Source organism: Prescottella defluvii, from assembly GCF_000738775.1.
Taxonomy (GTDB): domain Bacteria; phylum Actinomycetota; class Actinomycetes; order Mycobacteriales; family Mycobacteriaceae; genus Prescottella; species Prescottella defluvii.
The window spans coordinates 58,889-82,740 of sequence record NZ_JPOC01000033.1; the positions used below are offsets into that span (position 1 = coordinate 58,889).

Below are 23,852 nucleotides of genomic sequence, written 5' to 3' on the forward strand. Positions count from 1 at the left end.
ATGCCACTTCACCCACTCGACTACACAGCGCTGGAATTGCTGGTGGGTGTCGATGATCTCGGAAGCCTCAGTGCAGCAAGTAAATTCGTCGGAATGGCGCAGCCGAACGCAAGTCGTGGCATTCGCCGGCTCGAACGACAGTTTGGCGTCGCGCTGATCCACCGGAGACCCACCGGATCGGTACTGACATCCGGCGGAGTGGTCGTCGCCCACTGGGCACGGAAGATCATGGCCGACACCCACAAGCTGCTCGAAGTCGTCGACAGCCTCAAGGAGGAACGCTCGAGAGGCCTCACGGTCAGCGCCAGCATGACCATCGCCGAGCATCTGATTCCCGTATGGCTGGGCAACTTTCGGGAGTCACATCCCGATCTCGCAATTCACCTGCAGGTGCAGAACTCGCATCGAGTGTTCGAGCAGATCGACGACGGTTCGTGCGAACTCGGATTCGTCGAGTCGCCGTCGATTCCGCGACATCTCGAGAGCACACCGGTCGCACGGGACCGGCTGGTCGTCGTCGTACACCCCGGCCACCCCTGGGCCCGACGCAGAAGACCTGTCACGGCAGCCGAACTCGCCCTCACACCGCTGATCGTGCGCGAGCCCGGCTCCGGTACTCGCACCACGCTCGACGTTGCACTCGAGGGACATCCCGGTGCACCCCCGATGCTGGAGCTGGGAAGTTCGGGAGCAATTCGCAGTAGCGTGCTCGCCGGCGTCGGACCCGCCGTGCTGAGCACGTTGGCCGTCGCCGAGCACGTGACGTCGGGCGATCTCCTGGTCGTCGACGTCGAGGGACTCGATCTCACGCGAACCCTCCACGCGGTGTGGAGCGCGCAGGGTCCCCTCCACAGCGCCGCCGAGGAGCTGGTGCGGCTTGCGCGCACTCGACCCCGGGAGCCGTTCGACGGCGAAGGGCCCGGCGGACCGTCTCGTCCACCGAGCCCTCGAGCCGATCAGGTCACAGCGCGAGATCGCGCCCGATGATCTCCTTCATGATCTCGTTGGATCCGGCCCAGATCTTCGTGACGCGGGCGTCCATCCAGGCTCGGGCGACTCGGTACTCCTGCATGTAGCCGTAGCCTCCGTGCAACTGCACGCAATGATCGAGCACGTCGTTCTGCACCTGCGCGGACCACCACTTGGCCTTGGCCGCGTCGACGGCGCTCAGCCCGGAATCGGCGTGCTCCGCCACCGCCGCATCGACGTACGCCTGCGCGACCTCGATCTTGGTGACCAGCTCGGCCAGCAGGAACTTGTTGTGCTGGAACGAACCGATCGAGTTCCCGAACGCCTTGCGCTCCTTGGCGTACTCGATCGTCTCCAGCAGGATCTGCTTGGCGTGCCCGATGTTGGTCACGGCAGCACCGATGCGCTCCTGCGGGAGCCGTTCCATCATCGCCACGAATCCACTGCCGGCCTCGCCGAGCAGCGCGTCGGCGGGCAGTCGGACGTCGTCGAAGAACAGTTCCGCGGTGTCGGCCTCGGGCTGGCCGACCTTGTCGAGTTTGCGTCCGCGTTCGAAGCCGGGGAGCGACGCGTCGACGAGGAAGAGGCTGATGCCCTTGGACCGCTGCTCCGGATCGGTGCGCGCAGCCACGACGACCACGTCGGCGGTGTAGCCGTTCGTGATGAAGGTCTTGGAACCGTTGAGGACCCAGTCCGAACCGTCACGGACGGCCGTCGACTTCAGGCTCGCCAGGTCGGACCCCGCGGACGGCTCGGTCATGCCGATCGCCGCCACCGCGTCACCCGAGGCCATTCGCGGCAACCACTGCTGCTTCTGTTCCTCCGACGCGAGGTCGACCACGTACGGGGTCACGATGTCGAAGTGGATCCCGAAACTCGACGCCAGAGCCATGTTGACGGCGGCCAGTTCCTCGGTCGCGACGGCATTGAACCGGTAGTCGCCGGCCTCGCTGCCCCCGTAGATCTCGGGAATCTCGAGACCGAGGATCCCCTGCTTGCCGGCCTCACGCCACACCTCGCGGGGGATCAGCTTGTTCTCGCTGTAGGACTCGACGTTCGGGACCACGTCCCGAGCCAGGAAGTCATGGACCGATGCGCGGAACTGTTCGTGATCGGCGGTGAAAACTGCTCTCTTCAACTTCGCAACCCTTTCCAACTCAACCCCCACCGGCTAAGCGTTCGCTTAGTTTGTGATGGGAGTGTAAGAAAGTCAACGTGGAACGCCGACATCGGGTCGGTGGATGCGCCGGAGGTCGGAGTCGAAATGTCATCGCAGTCAGCCGCGCCCCGCACGGACCGCCCCATCGGGGAGGCCGAGCAGCGACTCCTGGACTCCGCTCGCGACGCGTTCGCGGCCAAGGGCTACCACGGGACCAGCACGCGCGAGATCGCCGCCGGGGCGAACATGAGCCCCGCCGCGATGTACATCCATTTCCGGTCCAAGCAGGACGTCCTGGCCCGGCTGAGCCTCGAGGGGCACACCGCGGCACTGGCGGTCCTGCGTGCTGGCGCCGAGGCCGCGGGTTCCTCGACGAAACGCCTACGCGCCGTGGTTTACGCGTTCGCGTACTGGCACGCCGAGAATCACAAGACGGCCCGGGTCGTGCAGTACGAACTCGCCGCACTCGACGACGAGATCCACGCGCGGGTGGTGCAGCTGCGCCGGGACATCGTCGCGACGGTCCGTTCGATCATCTCGGACGGGACCCGGGACGGCGAGTTCGCGGTCGACAACATCGACGTCACCACCCTCGCGGTCCTGTCCCTGTGCATCGATACGGCGCGGTGGTACCCGTCCCGCGAACTGCACACGCCCGAGGCCGTGGGCGCATCGCTCGCGGCACTCGCCGAACGGATGGTGGACGCGGGTGCATGACGCCACGCACCCGTCCGCGCATCTAAGCGATCGCTCAGACCCCGGCTCGGTGGCTCACCGACCGCTCACCGAGTAGTCACCGTCGGCGTGCGCGGTCAGACGCCAGCCGCCGTCCACCTGCACGAGTTCCACGTCCGCGAGATCCGTGGTGTCCAGTTGCGGCCTCGCGGCGCCGGGGTACCAGGCTTCCAGCCGTCCGCGCCCCGTCCCACTGAAGCCGTCCGACGTGAGATCGGTGATGTCCCCCGGCGTCGCGCGCGGGTAGGCACGCGACAGCGGGGTGGCGAATCCCTCGGCCGTTCCCAGCGGCTCACCCGACGGGCAGTCGATGACGTTGAGGTTGCCCTGCGGCTTGCCGGTGTTGCCGTCCCGCACGGCATGCGGATCGCCGCACGCCTGCGTCCACGACCACCACGCGCCGCCCATCCGATGTGCGTTCGTGGCGTCGACGAACCGGTCCACGACCGCGGACTGCTCGTCGGCGTCACCGAACCAACCCCACTCTCCCGTCCACAACGGCGCGTCGTACCAGTCGGCTGCCGCCGCAGCGATCCGGAATCCGGACTCGAGGGAAGGGAATTCGCTGCTGACGGTGATCGACTGGTTGTAGAGGTGCGGCGAGAACACCACGAGCGGATCGGTGAGGTAGTGGCGGGGAGGAAGTGCGTCGATCCCGAACGCCGACCAGATCGCGCTCGGCTCGAAGAAGATCAGGTGCGGGAAGCCACCGGATTCGGCCTGCCGAATGGCCGTGATCGCACGCTGGTAGAAGCGGCCGATCTGGTCGGCGGCCAGGATCGGGCCCCGCAGTCCCGGGTTCGGCTCGTTGAGCAGGTCGTAGCCGGCGACGGCGGGTTCGTCCTTGAACTCGGCGGCCAGGCGGGCCCACGTCGCGACCAGTCGCCCCTGGATGCCCTGCTCGTCGTCGTAGAACGCCTGGAACGCACGGGCAACCGCCGGTGACGCCTCCCGGAGTCCACCGATGGTGCACGTCGTCCACCCACCGGTCAGCGTGGCCCATTCCGGTGCCCCGTCCCAGCCGACACCCGGTTCGAGGAGCGGTGGGCAGTCCTGCCCGGCCGGGGTCCCGATGAACGGACCCCACGCGTCCTGATGCATGTCGAGCACGGTGTAGATGCCGTGGTCCTTCGCGTCCTGGACCGCGGAGCGGATCCGCTGAACGTAGGCCTGGTCGAACGCTCCTCGGGTGGGCTCCAACGCCGACCACGACACGTTCAGCCGCACCACGTCGAACCCGAGCGCGGCCATTCGCGCGAAGTCCGTGCGGTCCAGCGGAGCCACCGTCGGTAGGTCGGTCCCGTTCTGCGCGTACTCGTTGAGCTGATTCACGTTCGTGCCGCGCAGCAGTACCGTCCGACCGTCGACGTCCTTGATCGTGCGGTCCTCGACCGTCAGCTGCGGAAGTGTCCACCCGTCCTCGAGGGGAGCCGCTTCCGCAGCCGGTGCAGCCTGCAGGGTCAGAGCCGTCAGGGCGATCAACAGCAACGCGCGCACGGTGAGCCTTCCTGTACAACCGTCCAAGTGCCCGCGAGCCTAGACTCGGATCCCCCGCGCAAGAGTCCGATTCGGAAATCTCGTACGCGGTCAAGGGGCTTCGGAAGGCTGCCGGATCTCAGACCAGCTCGCGTTTGAGGATCTTCCCCGTCGCGGTCATCGGCAACTGCTCGACGATCCGGACCTCGCGGGGATACTTGTAGCTCGCCATCCGGTCCTTCGACCACGCGATCAGGTCGGCGTCGGAGACCTCGGCACCCGGCTGCGGGATGACGTAGGCGCGCACCTCCTCGCCGTGACTCTCGTGCGGCACCCCGATCACCGCGGCCAACGACACCGCCTCGTGCGTCATGAGGACCTCCTCGATCTCGCGCGGATAGACGTTGAAGCCACCGCGCACGATCATGTCCTTGGCCCGGTCGACGATGTAGTAGAAGCCGTCGGCGTCGCGGCGGGCCAGATCGCCGGTGCGGAACCAGCCGTCGCGCATCACCTCCGCGGTGGCGTCGGGACGGCCGTAGTACCCCTTCATCACGTTGTGTCCGCGAATGGCGATCTCCCCCACCACGTCCGCGCCCTCGACGATGTTCCAGTCCTTGTCGACGAGCCGGACCTCCACGCCCCACAGCGGAATTCCGATCGAGCCGGCGCGGGGGTCCTGCTCCGGATCGCTGAACAGCGCGACCGGCGAGGTCTCCGACAACCCGTACCCCTCGAGAATCTGCACTCCGAAGCGCTTCTCGAAGCGCTCGAGGATCTCGACGGGCAGCGCCGCGCCCCCGGAGATGGCCTTGCGGAGATCGGCGGCGATCCGGCCGACATCGACCGAGTCGTCCACCGCACCGAGCAGGCCCCAGTACATCGTCGGCACGCCCGCGAACATCGTGATCGACTCGCGCTCCATGATCTCCAGCGCCGCACCGGCCTCGAAGCGCGGCAACAGCACCAGCGTCGCGCCCATCGAGAACCCGGCATTCATGTTGATCGTCTGCCCGAACGAATGGAACAGCGGAAGCGTCAGCAGGTGGGTGTCCGGCCGGCTCGGCGTGCTGTCGAACAGTCGGTTGGACGCCAACGCGTTCAGCACCATGTTCGACTGGCTCAGCTCGGCGCCCTTCGGCTGCCCGGTGGTCCCGCTCGTGTACAGGATCACGGCGGTGTCCGTCGCCTCCCGCACCACGGTCTCGAAGGTCGCCGGCTGCGCGGGGAGCACCGCCGACAGCGCCTCGATCCCCTCGCCGTACTCGCCGTCGCCGCCGATCACGAACATGGACCGGCACGAGGCGGCCGCACCGAAGCCCGCCCGCCCGTACTCCCCGATCGGCAGATCCGGTCCGCCCTCGAAGCAGAAGTACGCCGTGGCCCCGCAGTCCTGCAGGTGGTACGCGATCTCCCGCCCCTTCAACAGGACGTTGAGCGGAACGACCACGGCCCCCGCCTTGAGGATCCCGTAGTAGACGATCGGGAACCACGGGAGGTTGGGGCAGGAGAGCGCAACCCGGTCACCGGGCTCGATCCCGGACGCGACGAGGAGGTTGGCGATCTGGTTCGCCAGGCCGTCGGTCTCGGCATAGGTGAACCGGTCGTCGCCCAGCACCAGCGCGTCGCGGGTCGGGTACTTGCGGGCCGAGTCCTCCAGGAACATGGACAGATTGAGCATCGGGGCGTTCTCCCTCGGGCAGCGATCGTCGGCGGTCAGTTGGTCGGCGAGGCCGCGGCGCCGACCGTGGTCAGTAGTTCGTCGAGAAGTTCGGTGGCGCGGGGCCATTCGCCGTAGCCGGACGCCGGGTTGAGGTGTCCGACCTCGCCGAGGTCGACGAGCCGGGCGCCCCAGTCGCGCGCCATGTCGGCGACCACGGCGAACTCGGCCAGCGGGTCGTCGGTGCTGGCGGCGACGATGCTCGGGAACGGCAGCGGGCTGCGCGGGACCGGGTTCCAGCCGTTCGCGTCGAGGTCCGCCAGGGACGGATAGCCGGCGGGCAGCGGGGTGGAGAGGTCGGACGGGGTGGCCAGGATCGCGCCCGCGACGGGGCGGTCGTGGCGGGCGGCCCAGTGCACGGTGATCATCACGCCGGCGCTGTGCGCGACGAGCACGACGGGTCCGTCGATGTCGGCCAGGACGGCGTCGAGCGCGGCCACCCGGGCGTCGAGGCTGAGCTTGTCGTGCTCGAGCGGCGGGACCGTGCGGACCTTGTCGAGGCCGGCGGCCAAAAGCGTCTGCCAGTGGTCCGGGGCGTGGTCACGCAGGCCGGGAACGATCACGACGGTCGGGGATGCGCTGCTGGGCATGACAATTCCTCCAGAAGAAATCAGGGCGTGCGAGGCATTCGGGGTGGGGACACCGACGGGTCGGTGTCCCCACCCCGAATGCTGGGGTCGGTCAGGCGTGCTGGGTGAAGCCGACCTGACCGGGGCGACGGTTCGGCGCGTAGCCGAGCTTCTCGAGGGTCTCGTCGGCGCCGGAGTACGTGGTGCCGATCCGGTAGATGTCGCGGGCCTCCTTCGCGGTGGCGACCTCACGGCCGAGTTCCTTGGCGACGCGGACCAGCTGACGGACCTGATCGGCGGAGGTGATCTTGACCTCGCCGCTCGGCGCCCACAGGTTGTCCTCGTTGCCGCACCGCGCGTGCAGGCCCATCGCGATCGCCATCGTGTTCACCGGCAACACGCTGCGCATCAGCGTCTCGAGCGTCAGGCAGGCGCCGTCCGGGACCCGGTTGACGAACTGCATCATGTTGTACGGGTTCGGGCCGTCGAAGCCGCCACCGATCGCCACCCACGTGACGTTCAGCGGACCGGTGTAGACGCCGCGGCGGATCAACCGTTCGACGGTCTCGAGCTGCGGAATGCTCGACAGCTGGAAGTGCGGCTGGATCCCGGCCGCCTGCAACCGGCGCAGGTGCTCCTCGACCCACTCCGGACCGGCCGGCACCGTCATCTCCCGGTAGGTGTGCGCCAGGTCCGCATTCTCCAGGGAGGTGCCCTTGATGTCGCCCGGGGTCATCAGCTCCATGATGTTCATCTGGCTGGTATTGATCGCGATCGTCACCTGGTCCGGCTTCGGGTCCAGCTCGGCGAGCATGTGACGGACGTTGTCCGGCAACCACTTCGCGTCCGCGCCGTCACCCTCCGGCGCGAACGAGATCGAGCCACCGACCTGCAGGATCATCTCCGGCACCGCCTCCCGCAGCCGGCCCAGGAGCTCGTTGAACTTCGACAGCCGCTTCGAGCCCTTCCCGTCCTCCTCGCGGACGTGGATGTGCAGCACCGTCGCGCCCGCCTCGAAGCAGTCGACGGCCTGCTGGACGTGCTCGTCCATCGTCAGCGGCAGGTCCTCGGGGAAGTCCTCGACCGCCCACTCCGGCCCGTACGGCGCGACGGTGATGACCAGCTTGTCCTGGTTCTCCGGGAAGAATGCATCGTCATGGAAATGCATGGGTAACTCCGTTTCTGGATAGAGAGGTTCGGAAATCGGAAATCAGAACGGGCGGTCGCCGACGATCCCGGCGCGTTCCATCTTTCGGACGGCGGGCCAGTAGTCCTGGACCGCGTAGTGCTGGGTCGACCGGTTGTCCCAGATCGCGACGCTGTTCTTCGTCCACTGCCAGCGCACCTGGTACTCCGGGATCGTGGCCTGGCTCTGCAGGTACCGCAGCAACTCACCGGCGCCCGGGGCGTAGTCGATACCGCACCGGACGTTCTCCTCGGTGTGGTAGTTCGTGAGATGCGTCGTGAAGCTGTTGACGAACAGGATCTTCTCCCCGGTCTCGGGGTGCGTGCGGACCACCGGGTGCTCCGCGTCGGGGAAGCGCTCCTTGAGTTCGAGCCGCTTCTCCATCGGCAGTCGCGCACCGAAGGACGCCTCGATGCTGTGCCGGGCGCGCAGGCCCTCGATCTGCTCTTTGACGCGCTCCGGCAGCCGCTCGTACGCCAACGCCATGTTCACCCAGATCGTGTCGCCACCGACGGCGGGACCCTCGACGCACCGGAGCACGCACCCCATCGGCGGGTTCGCGCGCCACGTCGCGTCACAGTGGTAGGCGTTCTCGAACGCCTCCCGCGGGCTGTCGAGGTCCTTGTAGATCCGGACGAGGCCGGGATGATCGGGATCGCTGCCGACCACCGGATGATCCTCGAGGGAGCCGAAACGCTCGGCCAACGCGATGTGTTCGGCCCGGCTCATATCCTGGTCGCGGAAGAACAGCACCTTGTGATCGAGCAACAGCGCCTTCAGTTCGGCGAAGAGGTCGTCGTCGTGAGAGACGTCGGCCAGGTCGACACCGTGGAGTTCGGCGCCGATACTGCAGGTCAGCGGCCGGGCATCCATCGGCGACACGGGTGTGCCGGTCGCCGCACGGCCGTGCGCAAGTTCGACAGTGGTCATGGCACTCTCCTTCGAGCTGGAAGTGGTGGGTCGTGGCGTCGCCTCGTGGTGCGCCGATCCACCGAACGACGTTGCGTGGATGGATGGTTCGGGATCAGAACGAGAACACCGACGAGCCGATGCTGATACCCGACTCCAGGTCCCGGTGCGCCTGCTCGGCCTCCTCGAGCGCGTAGTGCTGATTGATCTCGATCTCGATGCGGCCGGCGGCGACGTGACCGAACAACTCGGCCGCGAGCTCGGCCCGCTCGGCGGGATCGGCGATGTAGTCGGCGAGCGCCGGACGGGTCACGAACAGCGAGCCCTTGACCGCGAGCTCCATGGCGTTGATCGGCGGGATCGGACCGGACGCCGTCCCGAACGCCACGAGCAGGCCCCGACGCGCCAGCGAATCGATCGACGACTGGTAGGTGGTCTCCCCGATGCTGTCGTACACGACCGGCACACCCTTACCGTCGGTGAGTTCGCGGACCCGCTCGGCGACGTTCTCCCGCTTGTAGACGATCACCTCGCCGCAGCCGTGAGCGCGGGCCACCTCGGCCTTCGCGTCGCTCGACACGGTGCCGATGACGTTGATGCCCAGCAGCTTCGCCCACTGACAGAAGATCAGACCGACGCCGCCGGCGGCGGCGTGCAGCAGCACCGTGTCGCCCGCCTTCAGTGACGGAGCGATCCTGCGCAGCAGGTAGGACGTGGTGAGTCCGCGCATCGTCATCGCCGCCGCGGTCTCGAACCCGATGCCGTCCGGCAACGCGATCAGGGAATCGGCGGGCATGACGCGCTCGGTGCTGTACGCACCGAGCGGGCTGCCGGTGTACGTGACGCGGTCGCCCTCCGCGAAGCCGTCGACGCCGGGACCGACCGCCTCGACGACACCCGCGGCCTCGACACCCATCCCCGCCGGCAGGGGCGCCGGATACAGGCCGGTACGGAAGTAGGTGTCGGCGAAGTTCAGCCCGACCGCCTCGTGCCGGATCCGCACCTCACCCGGGCCGGGCTCCCCGACCTCCACGGCCTCCCACTTCAGAACCTCCGGACCACCGGTCTCGTAGAAGCGAATCGCCTTTGCCATCGAAATCTCCTCAGCTCGCGACCGGACCCGACGGGCCGCTCGATGTGTGTGGTTGCCGAACGTTCACAGCAACCGATCCTGTCCGGGCGCAGATGCCGTCGGGGGGTTCCCCGGCATCCGGGAGGAGCGACGGTTCGCTCCCCGTCCCGGGCTGTGATCCAACTGACTCGACCGTATCCACGCGACGAAGCTCACACATGCCCCTACGGGACATATTTCTGTTCATTTCGGGACAGGGGAGCTCTCCCCACGGGTTGCGCCACCCCCACCCGGGTGGCACTGTGTCTTGCCACACACCCGCCCTCGCGGCGCAACCGGAGTCCCCCAGGAAGGTGATACGAGTGTCGAGGCCACTTGCGCGATACGCCTCGCTGACCGGATACATCGAGCTCAGCCACGCACTGCATATCGATCCGATCGCCCTGCTGCGATCCACGGGACTGGATCCGTCCGGCCTCGACCTGCAGGATCGCTGGGTACCGGCATCGGCGGTGCTCCGCCTGCTCGAAGTGTCGGCCACCGCATCCGGTCGTCCGGACTTCGCGCTCAAGCTCGCCGAGCGCCGGCGACTGTCCGCACTCGGGCCGCTGAGCGTGAGCATCCGCGAGGAACCCGACGCCCGGAGCGCACTGCGAACGCTGATCCGGTACCAGCACATGTACAACGAAGCCCTGCGCATCCGCATGTCCGAACGTGAGGGACTGACCACGATCAGAATCACCCTCGAACCCGGGGAACCGATGGCCGTCCGGCAGGGCATCGAACTCGCCGCCGCAGTTGTCCACCAGCTGCTGAAGAGTTTGCTGGGAGATCACTGGCGCCCGGTTGCGGCACTCTTCGAGCACAGCCGGCCACGGGATGACACGACCCACCGGCAGATGTTCGGAGCACCGCTGACGTTCGACGCCGACTACAACGCGATCGTCACCTACACGAGCGACCTGAACCAACCGAATCGCCTGTCCGACCCGCTTCTCCGCTCCTACGCGCAGCAGTTCCTCGACACCCTGTCAGCCCCCGAGGAGCCGACGATCGCCAACCGCGTCCGCGAGCTCGTCGAGCTTCTGCTGCCGACCGGGCGATGCTCCGTCGAACAGGTTGCCCGCAGTCTCGGGGTCGACCGGCGGACGGTCCATCGCCATCTCGCCAAGTCCGGACAGACGTTCACCTCCGTGCTCGATGCCACCCGCACCGAACTGGCGAACCACATGGTCAGCGGCGATCGGTACTCCTTGACGGAGATCTCGGAGATGCTGTCGTTCTCGACGCCGAGCAGCTTCTCGCGCTGGTTCAATCAGCAGTTCGGCACCTGCCCGCGGGAGTGGCGCAAGCGGGCGATCCCGGACGTCACCGCAGGGGCCGACACCTGACGGTCGACGATGTCCCGAGATGCACAGAATCGTGTCCCGGAGGGGAAACTATTGCGAACGGAGCCGAGCTAACGTGATCTGCGCCACGTCCACATCGGACAGTGGCTCACCTCACCCAGTCGACTCGCGAAATGAGCGCTGCCATGACCACACACCCCGATCCGTCCCCCACTCCGACCATCGATCGAATGCAGCAAGGGGGTAGCTGGAATCCGTTGTGGGATACCCTTTTCCGCTGGGACCCGGAGTGGACCGAGCAGTTCATGGCGATGAACGCGGTCCCGATCCGGCGCGGCGTGTTCCCTCCCGAATTCGTCGAATTGCTCAGCATCGCAATCGATGCCGCTGCCACCCACCTGTACGCACCGGGCGTCCGGCGACACATCCGCGCCGCCCTCGAACTCGGCGTCACCCGCGAACAGATTCTCACGGTCCTGCAGATGGTCAGCGTCCTCGGGATCCACGCCTGCAACCTCGGGGTGCCGATCCTCGAGGAGGAACTGACCGAGTTCCAAGCCCGACAACAGAACTGACCGTTCTCCGCGCCACCCCTCCCCCAGTCCATCCGCCTCCAGGAGCACACATGGGACTGCCTACGACCTCCCCCGAACAGGCGTTCGGAACCGTCGAACCCCGCCCGACGACGCCGGACCCCACGCCGGCGGGCCGGCGATCGCGCATCTATCCGTGGGTCGTCGCCGCCCTGGCCTTCGCGCTGCTGCTGTCGGACTACATGTCCCGGCAGGTCCTCAGCGCCGTCTTCCCGATGCTGAAGAGCGAATGGCTGCTGTCCGATTCGCAGCTCGCCTCGCTGACCAGCGTCGTCGCCCTCATGGTCGGCCTGCTGACGTTCCCGCTGTCCCTGCTCGCCGACCGGTGGGGCCGAGTGCGGAGCATCGTCGCGATGGCGGTGATCTGGAGCATCGCAACCCTGTGCTGTGCGATCGCATCCAACTACGAACAGATGCTGGCCGCCCGGTTCTTCGTGGGCGTCGGCGAGGCCGCCTACGGCAGCGTCGGGATCGCCCTCGTGCTGAGCGTGTTCTCCTCGCGCCTGCACTCGTCGTTGAGCGGGGCGTTCATGGCCGGCGGATCCTTCGGTTCCGTGGTCGGTGTCTCGCTCGGCGGCGTGATCGCCGTCAACGTCGGGTGGCGTTGGTCGTTCACCGCGATGGCCGTGCTCGGACTGATCCTCGTCGCCCTGTTCCGGGCCGTGGTCACCGAGTCCCGCCTCGCGCGGTACGCCGTGCACGACGACCCCGTCGCCCCGTCCGACGGCGTCGCCCGGTCGACCCCGGTGATCCGGGTCCCCGTCTCCACCCTGTTCACCAACCCGGCCGTGTGGTGCGTCTACCTCGCGGGCGGATTCCAGATGTTCACCGCGGCCGTCCTGCTGTCGTGGACGCCCAGCTTCTTCAACCGCTACTACGACATGGCGCTGGACAAGGCAGCCGGGGCCGCCGCGTTGTTCGTCCTGCTGGTCGGCACGGGCATGGTCGTGTGCGGCATCGTCACCGACCGGGTGAGTCGCACCGATCCGGCCCGCAAGTGGATGACCGGAGTCGTGTTCTGCGTGATCGCCCTGCTGTCGCTCGGCATCGGCTTCCAGTTGGACACCGGCGCACCCCAGCTGATCCTGCTCGGCATCGGCGCGTTCTTCTCCGCCGGCTGCTCGGGACCGACGGCCGCTATGGTCGCGGGACTCACCCACGAGTCGGTCCGCGCGTCGGCGCTGGGTACACTCACCATCGCCAACAATATTCTCGGTCTGGCCTTGGGCCCCTTCGTTATCGGCATCCTCGCGGATCGACTGGGACTGATCGAGTCCCTCCAGCTCGCGCCGCTCTTCTACGTCGCTGCCATCGCCGCGCTACTCGTGGGCCGGCGCGTCTATCCGGCGGGCCTGCGCAAGCTTGCATCACAGAGCACCGTGCCCGCCTGAGGTCCAGTGGCCGCTGAAATATTCAGCGATGGAAAGGTATTCATGAGCAAGATCTACACATCGGCAGCCGGCGCGGTCGCCGACATCCCATCCGGGGCGTCCCTGGCCGTCGGCGGGTTCGGACTGTGCGGCATCCCGGACGCCCTGATCGAGGCGCTGGGTGCCGGAACCTCGACCGATCTCGAAGTCTTCTCGAACAACTGCGGCACCGATGGTGCCGGATTGGGGCTTCTACTCGACGACAAGCGCATTCGCCGGGTCACGGCCTCCTACGTCGGGGAGAACAAGGAGTTCGCCCGCCAGTACCTGTCGGGCGAACTGGAAGTGGAGTTGACGCCGCAGGGCACGCTGGCCGAGAGGATGCGGGCCGGGGGTGCCGGCATCCCGGCCTTCTTCACCCCGGCCGGGGTCGGCACCCCGATCTCCGAGGGCGGCCTGCCGTGGCGCTACCACCCCGACGGTTCGGTGGCGCTCGGCTCGCCCGCCAAGGAGATTCGCGAGTTCGGTGGACGGCAGTACGTGCTCGAGGAGTCCATCACCGCGGACTACGCACTCGTGCACGCCCTCGTCGCGGACACCGAGGGCAACCTCGTGTTCAACAAGGCCGCGATGAACTTCAATCCGCTCGCCGCGATGGCGGGGCGCGTGTGCATCGCCCAGGCCGAGCGGATCGTCCCGGCCGGTGAACTGGATCCCGCTCACGTCCACCTGCCCGGCGTCTTCGTCGACCGGGTCGTGCACACCGGACCACAGGACAAGAAGATCGAGAAGCGGACGGTGTCGGCCGCGAAGGAGGCTACGCGATGACCGCAGTGATCGAGACGACCGGCTGGACGCGCGACCAGATGGCGGCGCGCGCCGCACAGGAACTCGTGTCCGGCGAGTACGTCAATCTCGGGATCGGCCTGCCCACCCTGATTCCGAACCACCTTCCCGACGACGTCGCGGTCACCCTGCACAGCGAGAACGGCATTCTGGGCACCGGTCCGTACCCGGTCGAGGACGCCGTGGACCCGGACCTGATCAACGCCGGCAAGGAGACGGTGACCGTGAAGGCGGGCGCGTCGTTCTTCGACTCCGCGATCAGTTTCGGGATGATCCGCGGCGGGCACATCGACACCGCGATCCTCGGGGGCATGCAGGTCTCCGCAACCGGCGACCTGGCGAACTGGATGGTGCCGGGCAAGATGGTCAAGGGCATGGGCGGCGCCATGGATCTCGTGCACGGGGCGCGCCGGGTCATCGTGCTCATGGAGCACACCGACAAGTCCGGCGCCTCCAAGGTCGTCGAGCGCTGCACGCTCCCCCTCACCGGGCGGGCGGTGGTGCACCGCATCATCACCGACCTCGCGGTGCTCGACGTGACCGGGTCCGGGCTGGTTCTCGTGGAATGTGCTCCGGGGGTCGACGAGGCGCAGGTTCGCGCCGCGACGGACGCACCGCTGGTGTGACGTCGGGTGGGCGGCGAGGATCTGCCGCCCACCCGACGCGTTCAGCTCGTGGCGCGACTGCGCATCGCTTCGACGAACACCCCGGGGATCTCTGCCGGAGTACGCGCGATGTGACTGGTTCCGCCGGTCGCCGTCGAGATCTTCTGCAGGACAGCCGCATCGGCGTCGTCCGTGATTCCGATCGTGACGATGATGACCGGACGCGCCGGATCCTGCTCCCGCTTCAGCGTCGCCAGCAGTTCGTCGAGCGAGATGCTCGACGGGTCCTCGTTGGCTCCGTCGGTGAGCAGGATGACGCTGTTGATCGCGTTCGGGTCGTACCCCTCCTGGACAGTGCGGAACGCCGCGAGCGTGGTGTCGTAGAGCCCGGTCCCACCCTTGACGAGTGAGGGCAATGTCCGGACGGCGTCGGTCATCCGCTGTCGATGACTCACGCCGTCGACCATCTCGTCCATCCGCCGGATGGGTGCCAGTTCCTTGTAGTCCTTGTCGCGGCCGCCCAGCCCGATCGAGAACGCCCACAGGCCCAGTTGCGCGTTGTCCGGGAACAGCGTCGCGCCGGTCTCACTGGCCTGCACCGTCAAGGCGATCCGGGTGTCGGAGCCGGCCCTCTCGTCCATCGAGCCCGAGACGTCCTCGACCACCAGCGCGCGCGATGGCAACGCCAGCACCGCGTAGCGCCGGAGGACCTGGGCCGTGGCCGCCGGGTCGGTCACCGTCAGAGTGTCGACCTCCCCTACGCCGCGGCCGGCGTCGAGCGGAGCCCGATCTGGTCCACGGAACCCGTTCTGCGACAAGGCCACCTGTCCCGCTTCCGTCGCCATCACCTCGGCCAGCGCGACGCCGGCCTCCCGAGCGTCGGCGTGCTCGGCGCCGGACGCCGTCGCCACCACGGGGTAGTCGAGGAACACCGCGCCCGAGTTCGGGACCGTCACCGCCAACTGCGTCGCCGCGTCGTCCTGGTTGTGCACCGCCACCTGTTGTTCGGTGGCGATCGCAATGCCCCCGTCGGCGGTGACGGCCGCGAGCCGTGCCGCGGCGTCACTCTGGTGCATGTTGGCGGCCTGCGCCTGGGCGATCGGGACGAGGGCGCCGGGCACGACGTCGGCGGGAACGGCACCGGCGTCCGACTCGGAGAGCGCCCCGACGATGGGTGCGACCGACACGCTGCTCGTGAGCGGATCACCGATCCGCAGCCCGGGCAGTTGCAGCGCGCTCGTCCAGGTCGCGAAGAACGGCATCTCCGACTCCCGCGCCACGATCACCACCGGGGTGGCCGCGATGGAGGTGGCCGCGACGTCGAACAGGGTTCCGGTTCCGCTGCCGGCTTTGGCGACCCACTGCGTCGAGTCGGGAATCCACAAGTCCGGTCCGTCCTGCCGGCCGGGCGCCCCGAGCGGGTCCATGCCGGACGCGGCTTCGATCCGGTAGCTGCGGCACCCGAGGTCCTCCGCGGACGCCTCGGCCGTGACGGCGGTGAGCACCGGCGCGATCGACGGATCCGCTGCCACCACGTACTCGCTGGTCGAGTCGCATCCCCCACCGCCGAGACTGTCGAACACGAAGTACCCACCGGCGCCCACCACGACCAGCGCGGCGAGCCCGATCACCCCGTATGTGACGACGGGCGACGTCGATTGCGTGCGTGGCGCGCTGTGACGACCGGCCATGGCTTCGAGACCTCCAGGAAAGGACAGGGAGCACGGGGGGACGGGATGATCGGACGGGCACCGCCGATCAGGCGTAGAGCGTGACGAACGTCTGCAGGGAGCTTTCGATGTCGCCGCGCAGCGCCTTCGCCACACCCGACCCGATCGGGCCGAACAGCGGCGCACCACCGAGTTCGATGTCGAGGGCGACCCTCGCGCCGTCGGCCGCGGGATCGACGCTCAGGACCAGGCCCAGCCTGACGCCGCCCTTGCCCTCACCCTTCAGGACCAGGCTGCGGGGCGGGTGGTACTGCTTCAACGTCCACCTGACGCGATTGCGCAGACCCTTGACCGTGACGACCGAGCTGATCGTGGTGCCGGCGCTCAGCTCGGCGGGCAGTTCACTGCGCCACCCCTCGTGGATGCTGAGCCACTGCTCGAATCCGTCGAGATCCGACGCCTTGGTCCACGCGTCCTCCGGACTCATGGGGACGTCGATCGACACCTTCAGCTTTGCCATTGACGGATCGTAACCAAAAGCAATGTGACGTACACGACTCACGCGCCCGATTCGGACATGCACCCGCGCGATGGATCTGCAATCGCGTCAGCTGCGCGATGCCGGTCCGGTGCGGGTGGACACCACCCGCACCGGACCGGCTCGATCGACCCACGCCGCTAGTGGGAGACGGCCTTCTCGACACCGACACCGGTGAGTGAACGGACCTCCATCTCGGCCTGCTTGAACGGGTCCTCGAGCTTGTTGCGCCCCACCCAGGTTCCGACGATGCCGAGGACGAACGCGAGCGGGATCGAGACGATGCCGGGGTTGGCCAGCGGGAACCACGCGAAGTCGGCGTTCGGGAACATCGACGTCTTGGCACCGGAGACCGCCGGCGAGAACACGATCAGCAACAGGCAGCTGATGAGACCGCCGTAGATGCTGAACAGCGCACCGGTGGTGTTGAACTTCTTCCAGAACAGCGAGTACAGCAGGGTCGGCAGGTTCGCCGACGCGGCGACCGCGAACGCGAGCGCGACCAGGAACGCGATGTTCTGCCCCATCGCGAGGATGCCGAGCACGATCGCGACGATGCCGATGACGACGACCGTGATCCGCGAGACCCGGACCTGCTCCTCCTCGGATGCCTTGCCGCGCTTGATGACACTGGCGTAGATGTCGTGTGCGAACGACGCCGACGCGGTGATCGCCAGGCCGGCGACGACGGCGAGGATCGTCGCGAACGCGACCGCGGAGATGATGCCGAGGAAGATCGTGCCGCCGAGTTCGAACGCGAGCAGCGGCGCCGCCGAGTTCTCCTTGCCGGGGGCGGCGAGGATCTTGTCGGGGCCGACCATCCTGGCGGCGCCGTAGCCGAGGACGAGGGTGAACAGGTAGAACGCGCCGATCAGGCCGATCGCCCACGTCACCGAGCGGCGGGCCTCCTTCGCGGTGGGCACGGTGTAGAAGCGCATCAGCACGTGCGGCAGACCCGCGGTGCCGAGGACCAGGGCGATACCGAGCGACAGGAAGTCCAGTCGCGACATGTCACTGACGCCGTACTTGGCACCGGGCGCGAGCACGTCCCGGCCGGCGACCGCCTCGTTGGCCGAGTTGTTCACCATGTTCTGCGCGTCGGCGAGCAACTGCGAGAAGTTGCCCTTCACCGCCATCAGCACCAGCACGAACATGATTCCGGCACCGGCGATGAGCAGGACGGCCTTGACCATCTGCACGTACGTCGTGCCCTTCATGCCGCCGATCAGCACGTACACGATCATCAGCACGCCGACGACCGCGACGACGACCGCCTGACCCGCGAAGTCCTTGATGTTCAACAGGAGTGCGACCAGGCCACCCGCGCCGGCCATCTGCGCGAGCAGGTAGAACAGCGAGACGACCAACGTCGACAGCGCCGCCGCCATGCGGACCGGACGCTGCTTGAGCCGGAAGCTCAGGACGTCGGCCATAGTGAATCGTCCTGTGTTGCGCAGCAGTTCGGCCACCAGGAGCAGCGCGACGAGCCACGCGACGAGGAATCCGATGGAGTAGAGGAAGCCGTCGTAGCCGTACACGGCGATCGCACCCGCGATCCCGAGGAACGACGCCGCCGACAGGTAGTCGCCGGCGATCGCGAAACCGTTCTGCGGGCCGGAGAACTGGCCGCCGCCGGTGTAGAAGTCCGACGCCTTCTTCGTCGACTTGCTCGCCCGGATCACCAGCGTCATGGTGCCGACGACGAACGCGACGAAGATCGCGATGTTGAACAGTGGATTGCCGACGTCGGTCGCCGACTCCTGCGCAAGAGTGGTGATCACTGTGCCGGTCCTTCCAGTTCGTCGCGGATCGCCGACGAGCGCGGGTCGAGCTCACGGTTGGCGAACTTCACGTACAGGGCGGTGATCACGAACGTGGTCACGAACTGACCGAGCCCGAGCACGATGCCGAGGTTGACGTTGCCGAACACCTTGGTGGCCATGAAGTCCGATGCGTACGTCGCGAGCAGGACGTAGATGCCGTACCACGCGAGGAAGAAGGCGGTCATCGGAAAGACGAAGCGGCGCAGGCGGCGGCGCAACTCCTGGAACTCCGGGCTCGCCTGCATGTCGACGAAGGATTGCGCGTCGGGAGCGGGCCGCGGCGGCGGTGCACCCGAACCGAGGTCGGTGGTGGTCATGGGCGGGCTCCTACGAGGCGGGCGACGGGCGTCGCGGGGTATGCGAAGCGACGCTAGTGAGAGCCAGATCACAGGAGAAGGGTGTGGCGGCAGTCACACGCCGAACTGTCGGCGCGTGCGCCGAACGGTCACCCGGGCGCGACGAATGGTCGGAGCGTTCCGCCCTGCGCAGCGGGAGTCAGGTGATCTCCGCGGTCGACTCCGGGTAACGCTCGGCCACGACCCGAGCCACGGTCGATCAACGTTCGGGTGTCCCCGTTCGGGCGCCGTTTCGGTGGTCGTGCACAAGTGACCGCCGCCGCGGCCCTCACCACCAGGCGTTGGCAGCCCTGACCGGCCGGCCGGTCGGCGGGGCGTCGTTGGCCTGCAGGTACAGCAGGCCTTCCCGTTCCTCTGTCGTCCACGAGCGGACCGGGAGGAGCTTGGGTGAACCTCCGACGCACTTGCCCTCGCCGTTCCAGCGCCACAGGTGGGCGGGGCAGTCGATGGTGTCGCCCACGACCCTGCCCTTGCTCAGGTTGGCGCCCATGTGCGGGCAGCGGGAATCGAGGACGTGGATGACGCCCGCCCGGTCCGAGTAGGCCACGAGGTCGGTATCGAATGCCCGGACGGCGTGCGGCTTTCCGTCACGCAGGTCGTCCGCCGTTCCGAGGCAGTGCCAATCCGACACGGGGTCTCCTTCTTCGGGGCGTGCACACGGGCCGCGCACGCAGACCCGTCACGTTCGCCGATACCGAGGAACCGCGTCAATCGTCAGACCCGCCCACCGGAAACTCTCGTCACGGCGAGCGCAGATCGCGCTCGCGGTCCCGGCCCATCCCCAGACGCTCCGGCGCGTGCATACGGGTGAAGATCCGGCCGATGTCGGCGGGGACCTGCCGCCGGGTGGCGATGCTCACCAGCACCATCGCCGCGAACGACAACGGGACGCTCACCGCGGCCGGATACCCGATCAGGACGGACGGCCACCCGTGCCACACGTCGTCCGACGGCACCCCGAGCACCGCGAGCACCGCCGCTCCCCCGCCCGCGACGAGCCCGACGATCAATCCGGCAGCGGCCCCGGCGGCGGTCAGCCCCCGCCACCAGATACCGAGGATCAGCAGTGGGCACAGCGTGGACGCGGCGACCGCGAACACCAGACCCACGGACCGCGACAGGTCCAGCGACGCCGCGCCGAGAGCAAGCACGAGCGGCACGGCGCCCGCCAGCACGGCGGCCACCCGGAAGTCCCGGATCCGACCCCGCAGCACGTCGGTGCTCAGGACGCCGGCGATGCTCACCAGCAGCCCCGACGACGTCGACAGGAACGCGGCGATCGCACCGGCCGCGACGAGCGCCGCGAGCAACTGGCCGCCCCACCCGGAGAAGACGGAACCGGGGAGCAGCAGCACCGCGGCGTCGGAAGTCCCGGTGATGAGCAGTTGCGGCACGTACAGCCGCGCGAACACCCCCAGCAGCACCGGGAACAGGTAGAACACCCCGACGAGCGCGATCACCACCAGCGACGTCAGCCGCGCCGCACGGCCGTCCGGGTTGGTGTAGAAGCGGACCAGCACATGTGGCAGGCCCATCGCGCCGAGGAACGTCGCGAGGATCAGCGAGTACACCTGGAACAGCGGGTGCGGGCCCCCGAAACCGCCGCCCGGATCGGCCCATCCGGCGCCGTCGGCGGGGGCTCCGGCGACGACGGGGACCGCCGATCCGGGGGGCAGGATCAGCGTCGTCCCCTTGCCGAACTCGTGCCTGCCGGCGCCGAGCAGGAGGTCGCCGGACGTGTCCCGGCCGTCGAGTCGTCCGTGCACCGTGACGCCGGTCGGGGTCGCCACCTGCACCACGACATCGGTGGTGATGTCGACCGATGTCTGCGTGGTGACGGTGGGCGGGGCGGGCGCGCCGACCGGGCGCGCATCGGAGAAGTAGTGCACCGAGAGCACCAGCGCCGGGACCGCCACCGCCGTGAGTTTGAGCCAGTACTGGAAGCCCTGCACGAACGTGATGGACCGCATGCCGCCGCCGACGACGTTGGCGATCACGATCACCCCGACCACGACGACGCCCACCCACCCGGGCACGCCCAGCAGGATGTTGAGGGTCAGTCCGGCCCCCTGCAACTGCGGCACCATGTACAACCCGCACACCAGGGCGACCACCACCATCGCGATCCGGCGCACGCGTACCGAACCGAGGCGGAACTCCGCGAAATCGGGCACGGTGTAGGCACCGGACCGGCGCAGCGGGGCCGCGACGAACAGCAGCAGCCCCAGGTAGCCGGCGGTGAAGCCGATCGGATACCACAACGCGTCGGCGCCGTACTTCGCGATCAGCCCGGCGACCCCGAGAAATGATGCCGCCGAAAGATATTCACCCGAGATCGCGGCCGCGTTCCACCGCGGGCCGACGCTGCGGGACGCGACGAGGAAGTCGGAGGTGGTGCGCGCCAGGCGAACCCCGTAGATACCGATGCCGACGGTGGCCACCGCTGCGGCGACCAGCGCCAGCACGGTGAGGAGCGGGATGGGCTGTCCGGTCATCGGTACCGCGCCTCAGTCGTCGACCAGATCGGGAAGTCCTGCTCGTTGCGCTCGGCGGCACGGATGTAGAACCACCCCGCCGCCAACAGGATCGGGAGCGGGGTGACGGCGAGCAACCACGGCACCCGGATGCCGAGCACCGCGACGTCGGCGACCCGCGGGAACGCGAGCAGCAGTACCGGGACGACGCCGAACGACAGCAGGACCGCGGCCGCGACCCGCAATGCCAGGCTGAGCTGTGCCCGGACCAGCCCGCGGATCATCGCGTCACCGACCTCGGTCTGTTCCTGCACCTCGACGCGGGTGCGCACGATCCGGGCCCCGCGCCGCTTCGCCAGCACCACTCGCTGCCGGGCGGGTGGGACGGGGCCCGCGCCGGTCACCGGGTATTCCAGTGCTGACGCGGGCCGCGGATCAGCTTGTCCTTCAACTCGCGCGTGTGCCGGCGGCTGACGGGCAGTTCGACGCCGGGGGCACTGCCCTGCGGACGCAGACACACCACGAGGCCCGAGCCGACGCTGCGGATGCCGGTCACCTCGGGCAGCGACACCAGATACGAGCGGTGCACCCGGAGGAACCCGGCGTCGGTCCAGCGGTTCTCGAGCGCCGAGATCGGGATCCGGACGAGATGCGATCCGGTGGCGGTGTGCAGGCGGGCGTAGTCGCCGTCGGCCTCCACCCACTTGACCGTCGAGCGCGGCACCAGCGTCGTGACCCCGCCCAGTTCGACCGGGATCACCTCGTCGGCCGCCGACGCGTCCTCGACCGCGTCGCGGGTGCTGCGTCGGCGCTCGACGATCCGGCGCACCGCCTCCTCGAGTCGTTCCTCGCGCAGCGGCTTGAGGAGGTAGTCGACGGCACCGAGATCGAAGGCCGCCACCGCCCGGTCCTCGTGCGCGGTCACGAACACCACCGACGGCGGATTCGCGAACTGTGTGAGGACACCGGCCAACTCGAGGCCGTCGAGGCCCGGCATGTTGATGTCCAGGAAGGCCGCATCGACGGCGCCGTCACGCAGGATCCGCAACGCGGTGGTCGCGTCGCCGGCGGTGAGCACCTCACCGATGCCCTCACGGGCGCGCAGCAAGTACGCCAGCTCGTCGAGAGCGGGGCGCTCGTCGTCGACGGCCAGCACAGTCAGTGGGCCATCCGAGGGCCCGTCAGCGGTCTCTTTCACAACGGATCCATCGTGCCACGTCGCCGCCGCGACGCGGACCGAGGTGGGCCGACTCGTCGGCGGTCAGGCCCGGATGCCCGGCCGGAACTTCGGCACCCGCATGCTCACCTTGGTGCCCGCGCCGGGTGCGGTCTCGACGACCAGCCCGTAGTCGTTGCCGAACGCCGCGCGCAGCCGGTCGTCGACGTTGGCGAGCCCGACGTGGGCGGACTCGGACGCGCTGGGACCACCGGGACGGGACTCGACGGCGTCCAATTCCCCCGAGCGCAGCAACTCCGGGTCCATGCCGACCCCGTCGTCCTCGACGCTGATCACGCAGTCGGTGCCCTCGTCGGAGGCGACGATCGTGACCGTCCCTCCACCCCGTTTGCCGGACAGCCCGTGCCGCACCGCGTTCTCCACCAGCGGCTGCAGCGCGAGGAACGGGAGCACGACGCTGAGGACCTCGGGCGCCACCTGCAGACGCACCTGCAGGTTGTCGCCGAACCGCGCGCGCTCGAGGGTGAGGTACCGGTCGATGTTGCGCAGTTCGTCGGCCAGCACCGTGTACTCGCCCGCCGACCGGAACGAGTAGCGCGTGAAGTCGGCGAACTCGAGCACCAGCTCGCGCGCACGGTCGGGATCGGTGCGGACGAACGACGCGATGGTTCCGAGGGCGTTGTAGATGAAGTGCGGGCTGATCTGGGCGCGCAGGGCCCGGACCTCGGCCCGGTCGATGCGCGCGCGGGACGCGTCCAGTTCGGCCAGCTCGATCTGGCTGCACGCGTACCGGGCCACCTCGGTGAGCGCCCCGAGCATCGCCGGCCCGGGCTCGGTGGTGACCGCCACCCCGAGCACCCCGACGACGCCGGTGCCCTCGATCAGCAGTGGCTGCGCGATCAGCGCCCGCACGTCGTGGTCGTCGCCGTTGCGGTCCAGGTCGGCGCGTTCGACGAGGACCCGCCGCTCCCCGGCGATCGCGCGCGCCGCCGCGGCGACGAACTGCTCCGACAGCCCGCCGTGGGGGCCGTTCCACGCCAGCAGGCCGCCGTCCGGGCCGGCGACCGCGAGCGACTGCGCGCCGGTGAGCATCCGCAGGTGCGGCGCCGCCTCCCGCGCGGACGTCTCGTCGAGACCGCGGCGCAGCGGCCGTGCCGCCAGCGACGCCGTGTGCAGCGTGTCGTGGACCGCGCGTTCGGCCGGCGTGGTGAGCACGCGTCGGGTCCGCATCGCGACGACGGTGAGGGCGACGGCGA

The 23,852-nt window shown here is 68.5% G+C and carries 22 protein-coding genes and 1 pseudogene; 7 read left to right on the forward strand and 16 right to left on the reverse strand.

Translation table 11 applies throughout. The features are described 5' to 3' along the window. Entirely contained in the window at positions 1-987 is a 987-nt protein-coding gene (locus IJ15_RS0112955) for a LysR family transcriptional regulator (RefSeq protein WP_081880719.1), read from the forward strand. Here the strand turns inward: IJ15_RS0112955 and IJ15_RS0112960 are convergent. Continuing rightward, positions 962-2,107, reverse strand: a complete 1,146-nt coding sequence (locus IJ15_RS0112960; protein ID WP_031938766.1) for an acyl-CoA dehydrogenase family protein — start codon at positions 2,105-2,107, stop codon at positions 962-964. The genes IJ15_RS0112955 and IJ15_RS0112960 overlap by 26 nt on opposite strands. A gap of 126 nt (positions 2,108-2,233) precedes the next feature. Between IJ15_RS0112960 and IJ15_RS0112965 the strand changes: the two genes are divergently transcribed. Then, complete coding sequence (locus tag IJ15_RS0112965; RefSeq protein WP_031938767.1) at positions 2,234-2,845, forward strand: TetR/AcrR family transcriptional regulator; 612 nt, start codon at positions 2,234-2,236, stop codon at positions 2,843-2,845. A gap of 54 nt (positions 2,846-2,899) precedes the next feature. On the opposite strand, the gene IJ15_RS0112970 is transcribed toward IJ15_RS0112965, so the two are convergent. The 6 genes from IJ15_RS0112970 to IJ15_RS0112995 form a co-directional block, all read right to left on the reverse strand. Beyond that, positions 2,900-4,360 carry a glycoside hydrolase family 5 protein gene (locus IJ15_RS0112970; protein ID WP_031938768.1) on the reverse strand — a complete coding sequence of 487 codons (1,461 nt, stop codon included), beginning with the start codon at positions 4,358-4,360 and terminating at the stop codon, positions 2,900-2,902. A gap of 118 nt (positions 4,361-4,478) precedes the next feature. Beyond that, positions 4,479-6,020, reverse strand: coding sequence for a long-chain-fatty-acid--CoA ligase (locus IJ15_RS0112975; RefSeq protein ID WP_031938769.1), 1,542 nt, complete (start codon positions 6,018-6,020; stop codon positions 4,479-4,481). A gap of 35 nt (positions 6,021-6,055) precedes the next feature. After that, on the reverse strand, positions 6,056-6,649 hold the full coding sequence (locus tag IJ15_RS0112980; protein ID WP_031938770.1) for an RBBP9/YdeN family alpha/beta hydrolase: 594 nt from the start codon (positions 6,647-6,649) through the stop codon (positions 6,056-6,058). Positions 6,650-6,740: 91 nt separating this feature from the next. Then, positions 6,741-7,796, reverse strand: coding sequence for a BKACE family enzyme (locus IJ15_RS0112985; RefSeq protein ID WP_031938771.1), 1,056 nt, complete (start codon positions 7,794-7,796; stop codon positions 6,741-6,743). A 42-nt stretch (positions 7,797-7,838) separates the two neighbouring features. Beyond that, a complete protein-coding gene (locus tag IJ15_RS0112990) occupies positions 7,839-8,687 on the reverse strand; it encodes a TauD/TfdA dioxygenase family protein (RefSeq protein WP_231569524.1) in 849 nt (282 codons plus the stop codon). Positions 8,688-8,838: 151 nt separating this feature from the next. Continuing rightward, entirely contained in the window at positions 8,839-9,816 is a 978-nt protein-coding gene (locus IJ15_RS0112995) for a quinone oxidoreductase family protein (protein WP_031938773.1), read from the reverse strand. A gap of 341 nt (positions 9,817-10,157) precedes the next feature. Between IJ15_RS0112995 and IJ15_RS0113000 the strand changes: the two genes are divergently transcribed. The 5 genes from IJ15_RS0113000 to IJ15_RS0113020 all read left to right on the forward strand — a co-directional run bounded on the left by IJ15_RS0113000 (position 10,158) and on the right by IJ15_RS0113020 (position 14,579). Continuing rightward, positions 10,158-11,186, forward strand: a complete 1,029-nt coding sequence (locus IJ15_RS0113000) for an AraC family transcriptional regulator (RefSeq protein ID WP_031938774.1) — start codon at positions 10,158-10,160, stop codon at positions 11,184-11,186. A 143-nt stretch (positions 11,187-11,329) separates the two neighbouring features. Continuing rightward, on the forward strand, positions 11,330-11,719 hold the full coding sequence (locus tag IJ15_RS0113005; RefSeq protein ID WP_031938775.1) for a carboxymuconolactone decarboxylase family protein: 390 nt from the start codon (positions 11,330-11,332) through the stop codon (positions 11,717-11,719). Positions 11,720-11,769: 50 nt separating this feature from the next. After that, a complete protein-coding gene (locus IJ15_RS0113010; RefSeq protein WP_031938776.1) occupies positions 11,770-13,128 on the forward strand; it encodes an MFS transporter in 1,359 nt (452 codons plus the stop codon). Positions 13,129-13,170: 42 nt separating this feature from the next. Continuing rightward, the gene (locus IJ15_RS0113015) at positions 13,171-13,935 is read left to right on the forward strand and encodes a CoA transferase subunit A (RefSeq protein ID WP_031938777.1); all 765 of its coding nucleotides are present in this window, start codon (positions 13,171-13,173) and stop codon (positions 13,933-13,935) included. Next, complete coding sequence (locus IJ15_RS0113020) at positions 13,932-14,579, forward strand: CoA transferase subunit B (RefSeq protein ID WP_031938778.1); 648 nt, start codon at positions 13,932-13,934, stop codon at positions 14,577-14,579. Before IJ15_RS0113015 ends, IJ15_RS0113020 begins: the two co-directional genes overlap by 4 nt. A gap of 41 nt (positions 14,580-14,620) precedes the next feature. Here the strand turns inward: IJ15_RS0113020 and IJ15_RS0113025 are convergent, their stop codons facing one another. The 9 genes and pseudogenes from IJ15_RS0113025 to IJ15_RS0113065 all read right to left on the reverse strand — a co-directional run bounded on the left by IJ15_RS0113025 (position 14,621) and on the right by IJ15_RS0113065 (position 23,826). After that, a complete protein-coding gene (locus IJ15_RS0113025) occupies positions 14,621-16,249 on the reverse strand; it encodes a substrate-binding domain-containing protein (RefSeq protein ID WP_031938779.1) in 1,629 nt (542 codons plus the stop codon). 67 nt (positions 16,250-16,316) lie between these two features. Continuing rightward, positions 16,317-16,748, reverse strand: coding sequence for a type II toxin-antitoxin system Rv0910 family toxin (locus IJ15_RS0113030; RefSeq protein WP_031938780.1), 432 nt, complete (start codon positions 16,746-16,748; stop codon positions 16,317-16,319). 158 nt (positions 16,749-16,906) lie between these two features. Beyond that, a complete protein-coding gene (locus IJ15_RS0113035; protein ID WP_031938781.1) occupies positions 16,907-18,547 on the reverse strand; it encodes a solute symporter family protein in 1,641 nt (546 codons plus the stop codon). Then, positions 18,544-18,906, reverse strand: coding sequence for a DUF485 domain-containing protein (locus IJ15_RS0113040; RefSeq protein ID WP_031938782.1), 363 nt, complete (start codon positions 18,904-18,906; stop codon positions 18,544-18,546). The genes IJ15_RS0113035 and IJ15_RS0113040 overlap by 4 nt, the downstream gene beginning before the upstream one ends. Before the next feature lie 307 nt (positions 18,907-19,213). Next, positions 19,214-19,576, reverse strand: a complete 363-nt coding sequence (locus tag IJ15_RS0113045) for a Rieske 2Fe-2S domain-containing protein (RefSeq protein WP_031938783.1) — start codon at positions 19,574-19,576, stop codon at positions 19,214-19,216. A 109-nt stretch (positions 19,577-19,685) separates the two neighbouring features. Then, positions 19,686-21,440 carry a sodium/solute symporter gene (locus IJ15_RS0113050; RefSeq protein ID WP_031938784.1) on the reverse strand — a complete coding sequence of 585 codons (1,755 nt, stop codon included), beginning with the start codon at positions 21,438-21,440 and terminating at the stop codon, positions 19,686-19,688. 12 nt (positions 21,441-21,452) lie between these two features. Further along, a pseudogene (locus IJ15_RS0113055) lies at positions 21,453-21,823 on the reverse strand (hypothetical protein). Next, entirely contained in the window at positions 21,820-22,617 is a 798-nt protein-coding gene (locus IJ15_RS0113060; RefSeq protein WP_031938786.1) for a LytR/AlgR family response regulator transcription factor, read from the reverse strand. Before IJ15_RS0113060 ends, IJ15_RS0113055 begins: the two are co-directional and overlap by 4 nt. Before the next feature lie 63 nt (positions 22,618-22,680). Further along, on the reverse strand, positions 22,681-23,826 hold the full coding sequence (locus tag IJ15_RS0113065) for a sensor histidine kinase (protein WP_231569525.1): 1,146 nt from the start codon (positions 23,824-23,826) through the stop codon (positions 22,681-22,683). Positions 23,827-23,852: the final 26 nt, after the last annotated feature.